The following is a 14,002-nucleotide window of genomic DNA, read 5'->3' as shown; positions in this document are numbered from 1 at the left end:
CGCTCACCCGCCGCCGCGCGCCCACCCGGCTGCCTCCCGCTGCACGTGTCCCTCGAGTTCGAGCAGCGGAAGCGCGGCCCGCACCCGCTCCGGGAGCAGCCCCGACGCCACCGACAGTTGCTGCACCGACACCGCACCCACCGCGGGCAGAGCTTCGTACACGGCCGCCATGTCGCCCGAGAGCCCGTCGAGCGCTCGCGCCCACCGCCCGTCACCGTCGTCGGCCACACCCATCGGGCCGACCTCCTCGACCACCTCGCGTGCGGTGCCCACCAGTCGCGCCTCCTGTTCCCGGATCATCCGATGACAGCCCTGCGACGCCGCCGACGTCACGGGCCCCGGAACCGCCAGTACCGGCCGTCCCAGCCGTCTCCCCCACGCCGCCGTGTTCCGCGCCCCGCTGCGCCAGCCCGCCTCCACCACCAGCACGCCCCCGCCCAGCGCCGCGACCAGTCGGTTGCGGGCCAGGAACCGGAACCGCGCCGGCAGCGTGCCGGGCGGATACTCGCTGACCACCGCCCCCTGCTCGGCGATCTGCCGCAACAACCCGGTGTGCGCTGCCGGATAGGCGCGGTCCACTCCGCACGCGAGCACCGCCATCGTCGCGCCACCGACCCCCAGCGCCGCCCGGTGCGCCGCCGCGTCGATCCCGAAGGCCGCCCCCGACAGCACCGCCCACCCGTCGGTCGCCAGGTCCCCGGCGATCTCCGCGGTCACGTTCTCGCCGTAGCCACTGGCCGCACGCGTGCCGACGACGGCAACGGACCGCTCCACCAGCTCGTCGATCCGCCGTCGCCCCAGCGCCCACAACGCCGGCGGCGCGGCATCGGCGTCCGCGCCGTCGAGACCGTCGAACGCGAGCAACTGCCACGCCGGCCACTCGTCGTCGTCGGGTGTGACCAGACGGCCGCCCAGCCGCTCCACCAGCTCGAGGTCCCTCGCCGCGGAGTCGAGATGGGCACGGGCGGCGGTACGCCTGCGGAGGGGACCGCCGATCGAACCGTCGCGCACCGCTGCCGCGACCACCTCCGGGCCGGCCTCCGCGATCGCGGCGTTCAGCATGCGCGACGCCCCCTGCGCCACGACCGACAGGTAGGCCCACGCCAGCCGGCGCGGATCCGTCGCGCTCACACCGTCCCCCGATCCCGGAAATCCAGAGCCGTCGCCACCTGCACTTCTCCCGGGGCGTCGAGCCCCGCGAGATCTGCCAGCGTCCACGCGACTCGCAACGCACGATCCGCGCCGCGCGCGGTGATCGCCCCTTTCCGCAGCGCCCACTCCACGGGCCCCAGCGCCGCGCGCGGCAGGCGGAACTTCTGCCGCAGCGCGGGACCCGGGACCTCGGCGTTGGTGCTCCATCCGTGCGCGTTCCAGCGGGCTGCCGCGGCGGCCCGGGCCCGGGCCACCCGGGCGCGAACATCCTCGGTGCTCTCCCCCGCCTCCCCCATGAGCGCGCCGGTCGCTACCGTCTCCATCCGAACCCGCAGGTCCACCCGGTCGAGCAGCGGGCCCGACAACCTTCCCAGGTAGCGGCGGCGCGCGGCGGGCGGGCACACGCAGTCGGCGTCGCGAGGCGGCGCACACGGGCACGGATTGGCGGCGAGAATCAGCTGGAAGCGCGCCGGATAGCGCGCGACGCCGTCGCGGCGGGCGATGCGCACCTCACCGTCCTCGAGCGGGGTCCTCAACGCCTCGAGCGCCTTGGTGCCCATCTCGGCGACCTCGTCCAGGAAGAGGACGCCCCGGTGGGCACGGCTGACCGCACCAGGCTTGGCCGTGCCGCTGCCCCCGCCGACGAGCGAGCTGACCGACGCGGTGTGGTGGGGAGCGATGAACGGCGGGTCGGTGACGAGCGGCTGATCCGCCGACAGCGTTCCGGCGACGGAGTGGATCGCGGTCACCTCGAGCGCCTGTTCCTCCGTCAACGCCGGCAACACCCCGGGAAGCCGCTGGGCGAGCATCGTCTTCCCGATGCCGGGCGGGCCGGTGAGCATCAGATGATGCGCACCGGCGGCCGCGATCTCGATGGCCCGTCGTGCCTCGTGCTGACCGACCACCTCGCTCATGTCCGCACGTCCCGGCCGCTCCCCCGGTGGACGGGGACCGGGTCGCTCGAGCGGTCCGTCGCCGCGCAGCCACAGCACCACCTCGGTGAGAGTGCCCGCCCCGTAGATGTCGATGCCGTCGACCAACCCGGCCTCGGGCATCGTCGCGGCCGGCACCACCACCCGCTCCCACCCGGCACGCTTGGCGGAGAGCACCGCCGGAAGGACTCCCCGCACCGACCGGACCCGGCCGTCGAGCGCCAGCTCCCCGAGCAGAATCGTCCGCGCAACCGACTCCGGTGGAATCGACTTGGCGGCGTTGAGCACGGCGCACGCGAGGGCGAGGTCGTAGACGCTGCCCACCTTCGGCAGCGTCGCCGGCGACAGGGCCAGCACCACCCGCGAATCCGGCCATTCGCCACCGGAATTCGTCACCGCCGCCCGGACTCGGTCCCGGGACTCCTGGAGCGCAGTGTCGGGCAGACCGACCATCTTCACTCCCGGCAGTCCGCGGCCGATGTCGGCCTCGATCTCCACGACCTGTCCGTCCACCCCCGTGACCGCCACCGAGTAGGCCTTCCCCAGCGCCATCAGAGCACCTGCCGGCGATGGGTGATCACGGGTGCGCCCCGGGACGGGAGCAGCACCGTGACCACATCGACCCGGATGCGCCGCCATCGTCGCTCGTGGCTGGAAAGCCACAGCGCGGCCAGCCGCCGGATGCGGTCCGCCTTCGCCGCGGTCACCGCCTCGGCCGGCGTGCCGTACCCGAGGCCGGTGCGGGTCTTGACCTCCACGAACACCACGGTGTCGCCGTCCTCGGCGATCAGATCGAGTTCGCCGTACCGGCTACGCCAGTTGCGCGCGAGCACCACCAAGCCCGCCGACTCGAGAAACTCGGCGGCCAGGTCCTCCCCCAGCGCCCCCACCTGCTGATTACGTCCCATCCCCGTCCCTCCCTGTGTGGCAACCACTGTGCGGCACAGGAGGGACGCCCGCGGCCCCCGCCGGTCCGGATCACGGAATCTGTGGATGAACTCGCCGGGTGTGGACAACTCCTGCCGACGGGGCGAGGCCGGTGAACGGCCCGTGGCCGAATGTCACACCGCTTCGATCGAATCGACTGAATGTGACATTCGGCCACGAAGGCGCGGATGGGGTGAGCCGGCTATCCCAGCTTGTCGGGCAGGCGCAGGTCCGGCTTGTCGAGCTCTTCGATGTTGACGTCCTTGAAGGTGATGACCCGGACGTGCTTGACGAAGCGGGCCGGACGGTACATGTCCCACACCCACGCGTCGGACATGCGCACTTCGAAGTACACCTCGCCGCCGGAATTGTGCGGGAGCAGCTCGACCGCGTTGGCGAGATAGAACCGTCGCTCGGTCTCCACGACGTACGCGAACTGACCGACGATGTCCCGGTACTCCCGGTACAGCGAGAGCTCCATCTCGGTTTCGTACTTCTCGAGATCCTCGGCACTCATCGGTCTCGGTGTCCTCCCGTTCTGGTGTGTCGATCCATCATCCCGCATCCGCCTCGTCGGAGCCGAATCGGCCGTGGCCGGAGTCGTCGCCGAGGAGGGCGGCGACGTTGGCGTATCGCAGGCGATGCTCCCGGCTGGGGCCGAGATCGCGCAGCGCCGCCATGTGCGCGGCGGTGCTGTAACCCTTGTGGACGGCGAAGCCGTAGCCGGGCAGCTCGCCGTCCAGGTCGACCATGATCCGGTCCCGGGTGACCTTGGCGAGCACGCTCGCCGCCGCGATGCAGGCCGCCGCGGCGTCCCCGCCGAGGACCGGCAGCGACGGCGCCGGCAGGCCCGGGACCCGGAACCCGTCGGTGAGAACGTACCCGGGCGCGACGGACAGCCGCATCACCGCACGGCGCATGCCCTCGATGTTGGCCACGTGCACACCGATGGCGTCGATCTCGGCGGCCGGCACGATCACCACGCTCCACGCCACCGCGCGGCGTCGGATGATCGGGAACAGCTCCTCCCGGGCCTTCTCGGTGAGCTTCTTGGAGTCGTCGAGACGCGCGAGCGTCGGATGTGGTCGGGGATCGAGGATGCACGCGGCGACGACGAGCGGCCCGGCGCAGGCGCCGCGGCCTGCCTCGTCGACCCCCGCGACCGGCCCGAGCCCGCACCGCACGAGCGTCGACTCCATGGTGCGCAGGCCCGCGGACCTGCGGATCACAGCGCGCGGCGGCCACGGGGTCACGGTTGCTGGATCTCCGGGGAATCGATGGTGCCCCACCGCGAGGGCGGCAGGACGATGAACCGGGCCTTGCCGATGACGTTGTCGACCGGGATGGTGCCCTGGTTCTCGTCGGCGACGTGGTAGCGCGAGTCCGCGGAGTTGGAGCGGTTGTCCCCCATGACCCAGATGTGGCCGTCCGGCACGGAGACCGGACCGAAGCAGCGGCCCGAGCGCACCTCGGTCTCGCAGGTGACCACGCCGGGGGTGAACGGGAAGTCCATCTCGATGTACGGCTCGTCGAGGGGGCGGCCGTCGACGAGGACGCGGCCCTGGTCGTCGCAGCATTCGACGGTCTGCCCGCCGACGGCGATCACGCGCTTGACGAGGTCGTTCTCGTCGGGTGGGACGAGGCCGACGAGGGAACCCACCTCCTGCACGCCGCGGATCACGACGTTGTCGGAGCGGGTGGAGACGTATCCGGTGGACCAGGAGTCGGGGCCGCGGAAGACCACGACGTCGCCGGGCCGGGGATCGCCGAAGCGGTAGCCGATCTTCTCGACGACGATCCGGTCGCCGGTGCAGCCGGGGCAGCCGTGCAGGGTGGGCTCCATCGACTCCGAGGGAATGAGGTACACCCGCGCGACGAAGGTCTGGAGCAGGAAGCTCAGCACGAGCGCGACGAGGATCAGGACGGGCAGTTCCCGCAGGAACGACTTCTCCTTCTTGTCCTGTTTCCGATCGCGTCCAGGCGTGTCGTCGGTGCTGTGCTGCTGCATCTCCGGCACGGCCGGGTCTCGCGAGGAATCTGCCACCGAATCAGAGTAGCCCGGCCCGGAACGGATCCGGACCGGGCTACTCGGGGCCTGACGGTCAGCGCGTGACGATCAGCGCTTTTCCTTGATCTTGGCGGCCTTGCCGCGCAGCTCGCGCAGGTAGTACAGCTTGGCGCGGCGCACGTCACCACGGGTGACGACCTCGATCTTGGCGAGGTTGGGGCTGTGCACCGGGAAGGTCCGCTCGACGCCGACACCGAACGAGACCTTGCGCACGGTGAAGGTCTCGCGGATGCCACCGTTCTGGCGACGGATCACGACGCCCTTGAAGACCTGCACGCGCTCCTTGGAGCCCTCGATGACCTTGACGTGCACGTTCAGGGTGTCGCCGGCACGGAAGTCCGGAATGTCGTCGCGCAGGGACTTGGCGTCCAGGAAGTCCAGGGTGTTCATCGGTTGTCATCCTCGCTTGTTCGCATGAGCAGAGGAACCGAGCGGCATCCACCGGAAGGCGGTGCTCGACTGGTTCGTGCCCAGGTCAGGTATGCGTGCCCGAGCCGGGCAACCCGTCAATTGTGCCAGACGGTGCCGGGGTGGCGGAAATCGGCGGGGGTGCGGCGTGCACGGTGCGGGCCAGTTCGGCTTCGGCGGCGACGCGGGAGTGCTGGACGGCTCCCTGCACGGTGTCCATCGTCGGCTTGCCTGCCACGAGGTCCTGCACGAAGATCTTCGCCCGGATCACCGGGCGTCGGTAGCGCCGCTCGCGTTCGATCGCGCGGCGCATCTTGCGGGTCTTGCCGGTGTAGCGCCAGCGGGCCCAGGGTGCGCCGGGCCGCGACAGGCGCACCGCCCCGACCAGCAGCAGGGGGAAGACGAACAGACCGACCAGGCCCGTCCAGATCTTGCCCTTGGCCAGCACGACCGCCGCGAGGGCCAGATTTCCGACAGCGGAGAGGGCGATCAGGGTGCGGGTCACCCATGACGGGTCCTCCCGGAAGTTGGTGATGTCGGCGAATTCGAGGGGCTGCAGGCCGAGCAGCACCAGGCCGGTGACGGCGATCGCGACGAAGACCGCATCGACCGAGACGCGTCCCTCCTGCTCCCAGTACACGTCGTTGAGGTAGAAGATCAGGGCGAACTCGTCGAGCACGAGCGCGGTCCCGATGCCGAAGAGCGTGGCCAGGGCCGCCCCGGTGGTCTGCGTGCCGTCCTCGTAGACGGCGATGAGGGATCCGCCCGCGATCACCATGGTGACGACGCCGAACACCACGTGGTGCACGTGGTGGCCGCCGGGGGTGACGTTGCCGGGCCACCAGCGCACCTGGGCGCGGATCATGCGGACGCTGAACCGGATGAACAGGAACGCGAGGAGAAATCCGAGCAGGAAGAACAGCAGTGGCAGGCGCCCGCGGTCGATGATCTCGCGTTGCAGCCACTCGGTCACGGCCGTCACGGCGCGATCGCCCTCGGGACTTCGTCGGCGGGGCGGGGCGGGTCCTTCGGCGCGCGGCCGGTCGTCACCGTGGGCTGCATGCTCCCGAGGATGTCAGGAACCGGGCCGCGCCGGTAGTCGGCGCGGCCCGGCGGCGTCTACTTGCCGAATCCGGCGCGCCGCAACGCGTCCGCCATCGAGCCGGCGGCCGGCGGGGCGTCCTGGCGACGGTCCCCGCGGTGACCACCCTGCCCCTGCCCGCCCTGACGCTTGCCCTGCTGCCGGCCACCCGGCCGGCGTCCGCCCCGGTCCTGCGGACCGCGCGAGTCGCCGCCGCCGGACGGGGCGCCAGCGGGGATCTCGTCGTCGAGGCGCAGCGTCAGGCCGATCCGCTGCCGCGGCACGTCCACATCGAGCACCTTGACCTTGACCACCTCGCCGGACTTGACGACGTCGCGCGGGTCCTTGACGAAGCTGCGGGACATCGCGGACACGTGCACGAGACCGTCCTGGTGCACCCCGACGTCGACGAACGCCCCGAACGCCGCGACGTTGGTGACGACGCCCTCGAGCACCATGCCGGGTTTCAGGTCGGCGACCTTCTCGACGCCGGCGGCGAACGTCGCGGTCTTGAACTCCGGGCGCGGGTCGCGGCCCGGCTTCTCGAGTTCGGCGATGATGTCGGTGACCGTGGGCAGACCGAAGCGGTCGTCGACGAAGTCCTCCGCGCGCAGGCGCCGCAGCACTGCGGTGTTGCCGACCAGCTCGCGCACGCCGCCGCCCGCGGTGTCGACGATGCGCCGCACGACCGGGTACGCCTCGGGGTGCACGCTCGACGCGTCGAGCGGATCGTCGCCGTTCGGGATGCGCAGGAAGCCGGCACACTGCTCGAACGCCTTCGGGCCGAGGCGCGGCACCGCGGTGAGGTCCTTGCGGGTGCGGAACGGCCCGTTCCCGTCGCGGTGGGCGACGATGCTCTCGGCGAGGGACGACGTGATGCCCGACACCCGGGCCAGGAGCGGCACCGACGCGGTGTTGACGTCCACACCGACGGCGTTGACCGCGTCCTCGACGACCGTGCCGAGGGAGCGGGCGAGCAGCGTCTCGGACACGTCGTGCTGGTACTGGCCGACGCCGATCGACTTGGGATCGATCTTGACGAGTTCGGCGAGCGGGTCCTGCAGGCGCCGGGCGATGGACACGGCACCGCGGATCGACACGTCGAGGTCCGGCAGTTCCTTCGAGGCGTACGCCGACGCCGAGTACACGGACGCGCCGGCCTCGGACACCACGATCTTGGTCAGGTTCGTGGCGCCGGACTTCGCGATCAGTTCGGTGGCGAGGGCATCGGTCTCGCGGGAGGCGGTGCCGTTCCCGATCGCGATCAGTTCCACACCGTGCTGCGCGACGAGCCGCGCCAGGGTGGCCAGGGCCTGGTCCCGCTTGTTGTGCGGCTGGTGCGGATAGATCGTGTCGTGCGCGACGACCTTGCCGGTGGCGTCGACGACGGCGACCTTGGTGCCGGTGCGGAAGCCGGGGTCGAGTCCCATCGTCGGCCGGGTGCCGGCGGGGGCGGCGAGCAGCAGGTCGCGCAGGTTCGCGGCGAACACGTCCACGGCGTCCTTCTCGGCGGACTGCCGCAGCCGCATGCGGATGTCGAGGGCGAGGGAGACGAGCAGTTTGGTGCGCCACGCCCAGCGGACGGTGTCGAGGAGCCACTTGTCGGCGGCCCGGCCCTCGTCGGCGATGCCGAAGCGGGTGGCGATGCGGCCTTCGTAGTAGGTGCGCTGCCCGGGCTCGGGTTCCTCGGAGTCCGGTTCGAGCGACAGGCTCAGCACCTCCTCCTTCTCGCCGCGCAGCGCCGCCAGGATGCGATGCGAGGGCAGGTCGGGGAAGGGCTCGGAGAACTCGAAGTAGTCGGCGAACTTGGCACCCTCGGTTTCCTTGCCGGGACGCACGGTGGACTTCAGCTGGCCGCGGGTCCACATCGCCTCGCGCAGCTCGCCGACGAGGTCGGCGTCCTCGGCGAAGCGTTCGACGAGGATGGCGCGGGCGCCGTCGAGCTGTTCGGCGCTGTACTGCGCGGGGTCGGTGGTGGGGTCGCCGAGGAGGGCGTCGGCGACGGGCTCGTGACCGGCCTCCCGCGCGATCTGCGCCTTGGTGCGGCGCTTCGGCTTGAACGGCAGGTAGATGTCCTCGAGCCGGGCCTTGGTGTCGGCGAGCAGGATCTGCGTGCGCAGCTCGTCGTCCAGCTTGCCCTGGGATTCGACGGACTCGAGCACCGCCGTGCGGCGCTCGTCGAGTTCACGCAGGTATCGCAGGCGTTCTTCGAGCTGCCGGAGCTGGGCGTCGTCGAGCCCGCCGGTGACCTCCTTGCGGTAACGGGCGATGAACGGCACCGTCGCGCCGCCGTCGAGCAGGTCGACCGCCGCGGCGACCTGACCTTCCCGGACGGCGAGTTCCTCGGCGATGCGCTGATTCACGGTCTTGAGAGCGGTCGTCACAGCGGTCGACCCTACCGCTATCCTTCCTCCGCCCTCGGTGACGCGGAGGGGCGTGCGCGTCTCCTCGACGGTGGGACGAGTTCGTCGGACAATCGACAACAGGAGGGTGGATATGTCCCGGGTGCGCGGCGGACGCTGGGCGATGCTGGCGCTGTCGTTGCTGACCGCAGCGACGGTGGGGGCGTGCGGCCCGGAGCCGGTCGGGTCGCCGGTCGCCCTGCCGTCCGCCGGCGTCGAGTCCCCCGGTCCGCTCGAACCACTCGGTTCGCTGCCCGATCGGATGACGGCCGCGGCGGCGACCGCGGCCGGGCGCGGCGCCGACGTCACGATCGCCGCGCTCGACCGGCGGACCGGGCTCCGGGTCGTCGGCGGCGTCGACACACCCGTCGAGACCGCGTCGGTGGCCAAGCTGTTCATCGCCGACGACCTGCTGTACCGGGCGGCGACGGGCGAGTTGCCGCTCGGCGGCAGCGACTACGACCGGATCACCGCGATGCTCGAGTCGTCGGACGATTCGGCGGCGAACGACCTGTGGTTCCGGCACGGCGACTCGGAGATCGTCGAGCGTACCGCCGCGCGGCACGCGCTCACCGGCACCGTCGCGCCGGTGGACGGGCTGTGGTGGAACACCGTCACCACCGCGTCGGACCTGCTCACCTGGTACGCGGATCTGCTCGACGGCACGGGCGGGCTCGACGAGTGGGGCCGGGCGACGATCGTGGGGCACCTGCGTGCCGCCGGCCCCGTCGGCGCCGACGGGTACGACCAGCGATTCGGGTTGCCGGACGGGCTGAGCGACACCACCGGGCTCGGCGTCAAGCAGGGTTGGATGTGCTGCCTGGACGGGCGCTGGATCCATCTGTCCACGGGGTTCGTCGGGGACGACGAGCGGTACGTGCTGGTGGTGCTCTCCCGCGAACTCGTGCACTACGACGCGGACGACGACCGGTGGACCGATCTGCCGGACACGGCGCTGTTCGATGTGACCGGGGATGCGAGCGCGCAGCACGCGCGGGAGACGGTGACCGAGGTGGTCCGCACGGTGTTCGGCAGCGCCGGGACGCACTGAGCGTGGGTCAGTCGGCGAGCAGGTCGGGTCGGCGTTCGCGGGTGCGCTCGAGCGCCTGTTCCCGCCGCCACGCGGCCACCTTGGCGTGGTCCCCGGACAGCAGTACCGGCGGCACGTCGAGGCCGCGCCAGCTGACGGGGCGGGTGTAGCTGGGGCCCTCGAGCAGCCCGTCGGAGAACGAGTCCTCCTGGTGGGACTGCTGATTGCCGAGGACGCCGGGCAGCAGCCGCACGACGGCCTCGGTCATGACGAGGACGGCGACCTCGCCGCCGATGAGCACGTAGTCGCCGATGCTGACCTCTTCGACGCGTACCCGGCGCGCGGCGTCGTCGAAGACGCGCTGGTCGATGCCTTCGTAGCGGCCGCAGGCGAATACGATGCGCTTCTCGCCGGCCCAGCGTTGCGCGGTGGCCTGGTCGAACGGCACACCGGCCGGGGTGGGGACGACGAGCAGCACGTCGGGGTCGGGTTCGCCGTCGGGCCCGGCGAGCACGTCGTCGAGGGCGGGCCCCCACACCGTGGGTTTCATGACCATGCCCGGTCCCCCGCCGTACGGGGCGTCGTCGACGGCCTTGTGCACGTCGTGGGTCCAGTCCCGCAGGTTGTGGATCCCCACGGAGACGAGCCCCTTGTCGATCGCCTTGCCGAGCAGCGCGACGCGCAGCGGCTCGAGGTATTCGGGGAAGATGGTGACGACGTCGAAACGCACGGGAGGCTATGTCTCCGAACCGAAGTCGGGGTCGAGCAGACCCTCGGGCGGATCGATCTCGACGACACCGGCCGCGAGCGAGACCGTCGGCACGATCGCGGTGACGAACGGAATCAGCAGTTCGCGCTGTTCGTCGCCGGCCGGCCGGACGGAGAGCAGTTCGCCGGCGGCGGTGTGCAGCACCTCGCGAACGGTGCCGATCTCGGTGCCGGCGTCGGGCCGGCCCCCGACGATACGTACGGACAGTCCCTCGAGTTCGTGGTCGTAGAACTCGTCCGGGTCGTCGGACGGCGGCAGATCGGCGCTGTCGACGACGAACAGGGTGCCGCGCAGGGCGTCGGCGGCGCTGCGATCGGTGACGCCCCGCACGCGCAGCAGAAGCCGCCCGGAGTGTTCCCGGGCGGCTTCCACCGTGTACGTCTGCAGGGTCTGCTCGCGGGGCTTGCGGCCGTGCAGCACCGCGCCGACGGCGAAGCGCTCCTCGGGTTCGTCGGTGCGAATCTCGACGACCACCTCACCCTTGATGCCGTGCGACTTGGCGACACGGCCCACCACGAGCTCCACCGCGGCGCGCCTACTGGTCGGTGTCGACGACGTCGACGCGGATCCCTCGGCCACCGATGCCGGAGACGAGGGTCCGCAGGGCGGTCGCGGTGCGGCCACCGCGACCGATGACCTTGCCGAGATCGTCGGGGTGCACGTGCACCTCGACGGTGCGCCCCCGACGGCCCGTGATCAGCTCGACGCGCACGTCGTCGGGGTTGGCGACGATTCCACGGACGAGATGCTCGACGGCATCGGCGACAACGGCGCTCATTACTCGGCAGCCTCGGTGGACTCGGAGGACTCCTCCGCGGCGTCTTCCTTGGCGGCCTTCTTCTTCTTGGGCGTGATGGCCTCGGCAGCCGGCGCGTTCTCGGCCTGCGCGAGGGCAGCCTGGAACAGCTCGAGCTTGGACGGCTTGGGCTCGGCCTTGCGCAGGGTGCCCTCGGTGCCGGGCAGGCCCTTGAACTTCTGCCAGTCGCCGGTGATCTTGAGGAGGTTCTCGACCGGCTCGGTCGGCTGTGCACCGACGCCGAGCCAGTACTGGGCCCGCTCCGAGTCGATCTCGATCAGCGAGGGCTCTTCCTTCGGGTGGTACTTGCCGATGGTCTCGATGGCGCGGCCGTTGCGGCGGGTGCGCGAGTCGGCAACCACGATGCGGTACTGCGGGTTGCGGATCTTGCCGAGACGGGTGAGCTTGATCTTGACAGCCACTGCTGCGAATCTCCTTCGGCGCATGCGAAATACGCCTGTCACGTGCAATTCGGACGACGCGCCCTTCTGGCACGCCCGGTTTTGCCTCTATCCTGTGACCGCCGCGCGGTGCGTAACCGGATGCGACGACAGCGGTCCATTCTGCCAGATCCACCCGGCGGGACGAAAACGACAGGTCAGAGCAGCAGCAGACCCAACGCGGGCAGGGTGTTGTTGAGCGAGTGCGCCACCCAGGACGAGAACACCGACCGGCCGCGCAGCCGCGCGAACCCCATCGCCGCGCCGCCCCACAGCAGCACCGGCAGCCGCCACCATTCCTGATGCCACACGGCGAACACGACGGTGGTGATCGTCAGGACGCCGATCGGGCGTCCCCACCACCGGTCGGGCCGGCGTTCGAGCGCCCCCCACAGCATGCCGCGGAACATCAGTTCCTCGCCGAGGGGGGCGCCGAACCACACCCAGGCCACGAGCAGCAGTTTCCACCCCGTGGGCAACCCGACCAGCGCGGTGAGCGGGGAATCGGCGGCGTCGATTCCCAGGGCGACGACGAGGATCGCCGCCAGGATCAACGCGCCGAGCAGCGCGATCCCCCCGCCGAGCAGACCGACCCCGAGCTGGTCGCGGAACTCCGCCCACGACCGCGGCAGACCGAAGTCGGCGACGGGCCCGCAGCCCCGCCACACGCTGAACGCGAGGGCCGCCGCCCCGGCGAGCAGGGTGGGGGCCATGATGGCGAGCACGTACGTCTCGGCGACGAAGCCCTCCCCGGCCAGGATCGGTCCCAACGTGAATCCGACGAGGTTGACGGCCAGCACCGCCAGCGCGGCGGGGATACCCCACCGGTGTGCGGGCCGGGACGGTGCGGGCAGCGCGGGAGCCGCAGCGGTCCCCGGGTCGGGCGGTTCGGGGGCGGTCATGTGCGGGCGGCGCGGCGGGTGACGACGGCACCCCGGAGCATCACCAGATCGGGCCGGGCCAGCACGTCCGGGCCGCTGCGCGGGTCGTCCGCGTACACCGTGAGGTCGGCCGGCGTGCCCGGTTCGAGGCTCGGGTGTCCCAGCCAGGTGCGGGCCGCCCAGCTGGCGGCGGCGAGCGCCTCGGTCGGGGTCAGCCCCGCCTTCCCGAGGGCGGCGACCTCGTCGGCGATGCGCCCGTGCCGCACCGAGCCGCCGGCGTCGGTGCCGGCATAGATCGGGATTCCGGCGTCGTGGGCAGCGCCGACGGTGTCCGCGACGCGGGCGTGCAGGTCCCGCATGTGCGCCGCATAGACCGGGAACCGGGCGGCCGAGTCGGCGATCTCCGGGAAATTGTCGATGTTGACCAGCGTCGGCACGAGGGCCGTGCCCTGCGCGGCCATCGCGGCGATGGTGTCGTCGGTCAGGCCCGTGCCGTGTTCGAGGCAGTCGATCCCGGCGGCGAGCAGGCCGGGCAGCGCGTCCTCCCCGAACACGTGCGCGGTCACCCGCGCTCCCTCCCGGTGGGCCGCGGCGATGGCCTCGACGAGGATCGCGTCCGACCACAGCGGGGCGAGATCGCCGGTGCCGCGGTCGATCCAGTCGCCGATGAGCTTGACCCAGCCGTCGCCGGCACGGGCCTGGCGCACCACTTCATCCGGCAGCTGGGATTCGTCGTCGAGGTCGACGGGCAGGCCGCGGATGTAGCGCTTGGGCGCGGCGATGTGCCGTCCCGCGCGCACGATCCGCGGCAGGTCGGCCCGCGCGTCGAGGTGCCGGGTGTCGACCGGGGATCCCGCGTCGCGCAGTAGCAGTACCCCGGCGTCGCGTTCGGTGACGGCCTGCGCGATCAGCCCGTCCGCGTCCTCCGCGCCGCCACCGAAGCGGATCCCGACGTGGCAGTGGGCGTCGACGAGACCGGGCAGGATCCAGCCGTCGGCGGTGAGCAGTTCGGCCCCGGGGATCGGCTCGGCGGCGAACGTGCCGTCGTCGTCGATCCACAGCTCGATCGGTTCGCCGTCCGGCAGGGACCGTCCGCGCAGGGTGAACGCCACGGCG

The 14,002-nt window shown here is 71.6% G+C and carries 16 protein-coding genes; 1 reads left to right on the top strand and 15 read right to left on the bottom strand.

Translation table 11 applies throughout. The features are described 5' to 3' along the window. Positions 1–3 precede the first annotated feature (3 nt). The 9 genes from dprA to LZP97_RS05460 form a co-directional block, all read right to left on the bottom strand. Complete coding sequence (dprA, locus tag LZP97_RS05500; protein WP_010592747.1) at positions 4–1,131, bottom strand: DNA-processing protein DprA; 1,128 nt, start codon at positions 1,129–1,131, stop codon at positions 4–6. Continuing rightward, positions 1,128–2,636, bottom strand: coding sequence for a YifB family Mg chelatase-like AAA ATPase (locus LZP97_RS05495; protein ID WP_010592748.1), 1,509 nt, complete (start codon positions 2,634–2,636; stop codon positions 1,128–1,130). Before LZP97_RS05495 ends, dprA begins: the two co-directional genes overlap by 4 nt. Next, complete coding sequence (locus LZP97_RS05490; protein WP_026137711.1) at positions 2,636–2,992, bottom strand: YraN family protein; 357 nt, start codon at positions 2,990–2,992, stop codon at positions 2,636–2,638. The genes LZP97_RS05495 and LZP97_RS05490 overlap by 1 nt, the downstream gene beginning before the upstream one ends. A 221-nt stretch (positions 2,993–3,213) precedes the next feature. Further along, positions 3,214–3,528, bottom strand: coding sequence for a DUF2469 domain-containing protein (locus tag LZP97_RS05485; protein ID WP_003939014.1), 315 nt, complete (start codon positions 3,526–3,528; stop codon positions 3,214–3,216). A 37-nt stretch (positions 3,529–3,565) separates the two neighbouring features. Beyond that, entirely contained in the window at positions 3,566–4,264 is a 699-nt protein-coding gene (locus LZP97_RS05480; RefSeq protein WP_048772748.1) for a ribonuclease HII, read from the bottom strand. After that, the gene (gene lepB, locus LZP97_RS05475) at positions 4,261–5,019 is read right to left on the bottom strand and encodes a signal peptidase I (RefSeq protein ID WP_017680550.1); all 759 of its coding nucleotides are present in this window, start codon (positions 5,017–5,019) and stop codon (positions 4,261–4,263) included. The genes LZP97_RS05480 and lepB overlap by 4 nt, the downstream gene beginning before the upstream one ends. Before the next feature lie 108 nt (positions 5,020–5,127). Then, positions 5,128–5,469, bottom strand: coding sequence for a 50S ribosomal protein L19 (rplS, locus tag LZP97_RS05470; RefSeq protein WP_003939017.1), 342 nt, complete (start codon positions 5,467–5,469; stop codon positions 5,128–5,130). An 85-nt stretch (positions 5,470–5,554) separates the two neighbouring features. After that, positions 5,555–6,460, bottom strand: a complete 906-nt coding sequence (locus LZP97_RS05465; RefSeq protein ID WP_026137709.1) for a hypothetical protein — start codon at positions 6,458–6,460, stop codon at positions 5,555–5,557. Positions 6,461–6,606: 146 nt separating this feature from the next. Next, positions 6,607–8,952: a Tex family protein gene (locus LZP97_RS05460; protein ID WP_010592753.1), complete on the bottom strand. Its 2,346-nt coding sequence runs from the start codon at positions 8,950–8,952 to the stop codon at positions 6,607–6,609. A 112-nt stretch (positions 8,953–9,064) separates the two neighbouring features. Between LZP97_RS05460 and LZP97_RS05455 the strand changes: the two genes are divergently transcribed. Continuing rightward, positions 9,065–10,021, top strand: a complete 957-nt coding sequence (locus tag LZP97_RS05455) for a hypothetical protein (RefSeq protein ID WP_048772744.1) — start codon at positions 9,065–9,067, stop codon at positions 10,019–10,021. 7 nt (positions 10,022–10,028) lie between these two features. On the opposite strand, the gene trmD is transcribed toward LZP97_RS05455, so the two are convergent. The 6 genes from trmD to LZP97_RS05425 all read right to left on the bottom strand — a co-directional run bounded on the left by trmD (position 10,029) and on the right by LZP97_RS05425 (position 13,998). Beyond that, positions 10,029–10,730 carry a tRNA (guanosine(37)-N1)-methyltransferase TrmD gene (gene trmD, locus LZP97_RS05450; protein WP_003939021.1) on the bottom strand — a complete coding sequence of 234 codons (702 nt, stop codon included), beginning with the start codon at positions 10,728–10,730 and terminating at the stop codon, positions 10,029–10,031. Positions 10,731–10,736: 6 nt separating this feature from the next. Then, positions 10,737–11,294 carry a ribosome maturation factor RimM gene (rimM, locus tag LZP97_RS05445; protein WP_017680548.1) on the bottom strand — a complete coding sequence of 186 codons (558 nt, stop codon included), beginning with the start codon at positions 11,292–11,294 and terminating at the stop codon, positions 10,737–10,739. A 10-nt stretch (positions 11,295–11,304) separates the two neighbouring features. After that, positions 11,305–11,547 (bottom strand): RNA-binding protein, encoded by a 243-nt coding sequence (locus LZP97_RS05440; RefSeq protein WP_003939023.1) that lies wholly within the window; start codon positions 11,545–11,547, stop codon positions 11,305–11,307. After that, positions 11,547–11,987, bottom strand: coding sequence for a 30S ribosomal protein S16 (rpsP, locus tag LZP97_RS05435; protein ID WP_017680547.1), 441 nt, complete (start codon positions 11,985–11,987; stop codon positions 11,547–11,549). The genes LZP97_RS05440 and rpsP overlap by 1 nt, the downstream gene beginning before the upstream one ends. Positions 11,988–12,163: 176 nt before the next feature. Continuing rightward, positions 12,164–12,907: a CPBP family intramembrane glutamic endopeptidase gene (locus tag LZP97_RS05430; protein ID WP_048772734.1), complete on the bottom strand. Its 744-nt coding sequence runs from the start codon at positions 12,905–12,907 to the stop codon at positions 12,164–12,166. Beyond that, positions 12,904–13,998 carry an amidohydrolase family protein gene (locus LZP97_RS05425; RefSeq protein ID WP_017680546.1) on the bottom strand — a complete coding sequence of 365 codons (1,095 nt, stop codon included), beginning with the start codon at positions 13,996–13,998 and terminating at the stop codon, positions 12,904–12,906. The genes LZP97_RS05430 and LZP97_RS05425 overlap by 4 nt, the downstream gene beginning before the upstream one ends. Positions 13,999–14,002: the final 4 nt, after the last annotated feature.

This window comes from Rhodococcus sp. DMF-1, assembly GCF_021441945.1.
GTDB lineage: Bacteria > Actinomycetota > Actinomycetes > Mycobacteriales > Mycobacteriaceae > Rhodococcus > Rhodococcus ruber.
Note: the sequence above shows the minus strand (reverse complement) of the source record. Positions and strands in the feature narration are given on the sequence as shown.

Bases quoted from the DNA above. Each gene is read 5' to 3' on its own strand.
- LZP97_RS05495 (WP_010592748.1), bottom strand. From the start codon at position 2,636: ATGGCGCTGGGGAAGGCCTACTCGGTGGCGGTCACGGGGGTGGACGGA.
- LZP97_RS05490 (WP_026137711.1), bottom strand. From the start codon at position 2,992: ATGGGACGTAATCAGCAGGTGGGGGCGCTGGGGGAGGACCTGGCCGCC.
- LZP97_RS05485 (WP_003939014.1), bottom strand. From the start codon at position 3,528: ATGAGTGCCGAGGATCTCGAGAAGTACGAAACCGAGATGGAGCTCTCG.
- lepB (WP_017680550.1), bottom strand. From the start codon at position 5,019: ATGCAGCAGCACAGCACCGACGACACGCCTGGACGCGATCGGAAACAG.
- rplS (WP_003939017.1), bottom strand. From the start codon at position 5,469: ATGAACACCCTGGACTTCCTGGACGCCAAGTCCCTGCGCGACGACATT.
- LZP97_RS05455 (WP_048772744.1), top strand. From the start codon at position 9,065: ATGTCCCGGGTGCGCGGCGGACGCTGGGCGATGCTGGCGCTGTCGTTG.
- LZP97_RS05440 (WP_003939023.1), bottom strand. From the start codon at position 11,547: ATGAGCGCCGTTGTCGCCGATGCCGTCGAGCATCTCGTCCGTGGAATC.
- LZP97_RS05430 (WP_048772734.1), bottom strand. From the start codon at position 12,907: ATGACCGCCCCCGAACCGCCCGACCCGGGGACCGCTGCGGCTCCCGCG.